Origin of the sequence: Pseudomonas sp. GM49, from assembly GCF_000282355.1 — a bacterium.
In the GTDB taxonomy this organism is placed as follows: domain Bacteria; phylum Pseudomonadota; class Gammaproteobacteria; order Pseudomonadales; family Pseudomonadaceae; genus Aquipseudomonas.
Genome location: NZ_AKJL01000131.1, coordinates 1 through 3,599, shown reverse-complemented (window position 1 = coordinate 3,599; position 3,599 = coordinate 1). Strand labels below are relative to the sequence as shown.

Below are 3,599 nucleotides of genomic sequence, written 5' to 3'. Positions count from 1 at the left end.
GCGCCTGCCGTTGCGGATCTTGTCCAGTTCGGTTTCGCGGAAGTTTGCCACTACGTACCAGCGACGTGTGTCGATCAGGCTGAAGAGGGGATGACCGGCGGCAGCGAACTGACCGTTGGAGGTGGTCAAACCGACGATGAGTCCGTCGAAGGGCGCGCGTACTACGCTGTGCTCCAGGTCCAGTTCGGCGCGGGCTATCTCCGCTTGTATCACTGCGCGCCTGCTCACCAGTGCATCGACCCCGCTGACCGCGGCGGCAGCCTGTTTGGCCTGCAACAGCGCCGCATTCAATTCGGCACGAGCGCTCTTGGCGGCGGTGCGGGCCTGATCCACCTGTTCCTCGGAGACATAGCCAGGTTTCAGCAAGGGTTCCATGCGCCGCAATGTGTCGGCGCTCTGCGCGGCGGCGGCCTTGGCGCGTTCGACACTGGCTTTCACCGCTTCGGAATTGAATTGTTGGGCATCAACCTGACGCTGGCTCAGAATGATTTCCTTGTTCAGCGCCTGTAGTGAGGCCTGAGCCTGGTCCAGCACGTCCTGATACACCCGCGCGTCGATGCGCAGGAGTACGTCTCCCTGTTTCACCTGCTGGTTCTCACGCACGGGCAGTTCTTCGATGCTGCCGCTCACCTCCGGGGTGACGTTTATGGTGTCGGCATACACGTAGGCATCATCGGTACGTGGGGTGGTGTCCAACCGCCAGACCACCCACAGCAGCATCACCAGCGTCAGCCCGAGCAATACGAGAACGATCAAGCGTCGGGGCAGTTTGTTCACAGCGGATTCGCTCATGATGCAAGTCCCCGGTCAATTCTGGAAAAACAGCAGCCAGGTGCTCATCGACAACAACGCGGTCAAAACCGGATAGGTCAGAACTGACGGCACCAGCCAGGCTGCGTAACCTAACCGTGCAAGCAGTGCCTGAAGCACAAAGGCCAGCAGCATGCCGGCGAGAATGCAGAACAGCCAATCGGGGAAGTAGGCCCCCAGAACTGGAATCGAAGGGGCATTGGAGCAGCCCGATAGCGGAGCAATCAGCAATAGTGCCAACACGTTGTGTTCACGGCTCATTGTAAGCTTCCACCCCATTGCAATGCGGCAATTGGCCGATGCTACCTACATTGGCCTCGTGGAAATGTAGCTAATTTTTGGCCCGTCACCCCGGATGGGCAGAGGATCTCAAGCGATTCACCGGGTCTGGAGTTGATAGTAGTAGCTGCTTCGCTCAACGGATTTAAATCGGCCGTGTGAACACGCCTGTTGTTGGTTCGCCCATCAGCGCGAAATAATCCCGTGATCGATGGCGTATTTGACCAGCGCCGCCGGTTTGTCGATGTTGAGCTTGCGCCGGATGCTCAAGCGGTGTGTCTCCACCGTGCGCACGCTGATGTCCAGCTCCCGGGCCATTTCCTTGTTGTTCAAGCCTTGCGCCATCTTCGACAGCACCTGGCTTTCCCTCGGGGTCAGTTCGTTGTCGGTGTTCTTGTCGGCGATCAGCCGCTGGGCGATTTCGGCGCTGTAGAAGGTTCCGCCACTGCTGATGGCTTCGATGGCGGCGATGATTTCCCGTGACGGGGCGTTTTTCAGCACGTAGCCGCTGGCGCCGGAGCGCACCGATTCACTGACGTATTCGTAATTGTCGTACATGCTCAGCACCAGCACCTTGAGCGACGGGTACTGGCTGCGCAGCACGCGGGTCAATTCCAGGCCGTTCATGTCCGGCAGGCTGATGTCGACCAGCAGCAGGTCTGGCTGGCAACGTCCGACCATCTCGATGGCCTCGGCGCCGTTTTCCGCTTCGCCGACCATTTCCAGGGGCGACATCACGGCCAGCAGCGCCTTGATGCCGTCGCGGACCAGGGAGTGATCGTCGACCAGGGCGACACGGATCGGGGAGGGCAGGTTCATACGAGGTTTCACTCTTGTAGTTTTGGGCCGGCTCAGGGTTTTGCGCCAGGTTTCATTGGCAGCAGTACGTCCAGCTCACTTCTGCCCGGCATCGAGATCAAATCGAAGCGCCCGCCAAAATGTTCGACGCGTTCGCGGATATTACGCAAACCAATGCCTGCCTGACGACGTTCGACCTGGGCGACGTTGAAACCGATGCCGTCATCGACCACGGTCAGCCGCACGGACCGCTCACAACCGCGCAGGGTAATGGACACGTTCTTCGCCCGGGCGTGGCGTTCAATATTGGTCAGGCCTTCCTGGACGATGCGGAACAACGCAACAGCCGCGCCGTCGACCAGTTGGCAGTCGAATTCATTTTCGTCGTAGGTCACGGTCAGCCCGCTACGCTGCTCGAATTCCGCGGCCAATTGGCCGATGGCCGCCGGCAGGCCGAGGGTGTCGAGCAACGATGAGCGCAGGTCATGGGAGAGACTGCGGACTTCACCTATGGCATCGCCCAGGCGCTCGGTGGCGTCTTTCAACGTATTCAAGCCCTTGTCGTGGGCTTGTCCGCTTTCCAGCAGATGGCTGGCCAGTTCGAACTGAAACTTGATCGAGACCAGCACCTGGCTGATGCCGTCGTGCAACTCGCGGGACACCCGGGATCGTTCCTCCTCCTGCAGGCTGACGATGCGCTGGGTCAGGCGCTGCAGTTTTTTGTCCGCCAGGCGATGCTCGCTGACGTTGAGGGTCATGCCGGTGGCGAACACAAACAGCACCGCGACCAGGGCGACCACGGCAATCGCCATCATTGTCTTGCGGATGCCCATGGCCACTTCGGCACGGGCCTGCTGGGTGGCGCGCTCGACGTCTTCGAGGTAGATGCCGGTGCCGAGCATCCAGCCCCAGCGATCGAGCATCACCACGTAGGCGAGTTTGTCGGTCACCTGGCCGGAAGAGGGCTTGTTCCAGGCGTAGCGTTGAAAGCCTTCGCCCGATTGCGCGCTTTGCAGCAGCGCCTGAATCACCGGCAGGCCGTGGGGGTCTTTCATGTCCCACAGGTACTGGCCCACCAGTTCCGATTGGCGCGCATGCATCAGGCTGCGGCCTTCGCGGTCGTAGACGAAGAAATAGCCGTTGATGCCGAAGCTGAGCTTGCGCAGTTCCTCCAGCACTTGCTGTTGGGCACGGGTGTCGCCATGGCCGTCGTCGTACAGCGGAGCGATCAGGCTCTGGGCCATTTCCACGTAGTTTTTCAGCTCCGCGCGCTTGCTTGCCAGAATGCTGTCTTCGATCAGTTGCGCCTGCTGATCGCCCAATTGGCGGTTCAGGGAAATCACCAGCGCGCAGATGACGGCAATGGCCAGCACCAGCGGCAGAATCCCGAGGGCGACAATTTTGTGTTTGAGCTGCATGTTGACTCCTGCCCGCGCGAAGGCTCGGGATCATATGCCAAAGAGGCGCCTTGTAGGAGCGAGCTTGCTCGCGATGGTATTCCAGGCGCTGAGTGGTGTCGGCTGTACCTTTTTCGCGAGCAGGCTCGCTCCTACAGGGTTATGCGTTTTAACAGGAAGATCGTGGCATCTACGTAGAACTACGTAGACACCACGTACGTAGTAACGCGGATTTATTTGTGGACGGCATGCGCAGATATTGGGCCAGCTCCGCACCGCGGACACAATTATAAAAATTACCGCCGCAGTCATTGG

4 protein-coding genes are annotated in these 3,599 nt (G+C 59.8%); all 4 read right to left on the bottom strand.

What is annotated here, in order from left to right; all coding sequences use genetic code 11:
- Window positions 1-792, bottom strand: a 792-nt coding sequence (locus PMI29_RS16585; RefSeq protein ID WP_007997409.1) for an HlyD family efflux transporter periplasmic adaptor subunit, incomplete at its 3' end; no start/stop codon positions are given.
- Window positions 793-807: 15 nt separating this feature from the next.
- Window positions 808-1,071: a YtcA family lipoprotein gene (locus PMI29_RS16590; protein WP_007997408.1), complete on the bottom strand. Its 264-nt coding sequence runs from the start codon at window positions 1,069-1,071 to the stop codon at window positions 808-810.
- A 204-nt stretch (window positions 1,072-1,275) separates the two neighbouring features.
- Entirely contained in the window at window positions 1,276-1,908 is a 633-nt protein-coding gene (locus PMI29_RS16595; protein WP_007997406.1) for a response regulator, read from the bottom strand.
- 32 nt (window positions 1,909-1,940) lie between these two features.
- Entirely contained in the window at window positions 1,941-3,305 is a 1,365-nt protein-coding gene (locus PMI29_RS16600; protein WP_007997405.1) for a cache domain-containing protein, read from the bottom strand.
- Window positions 3,306-3,599 lie beyond the last annotated feature (294 nt).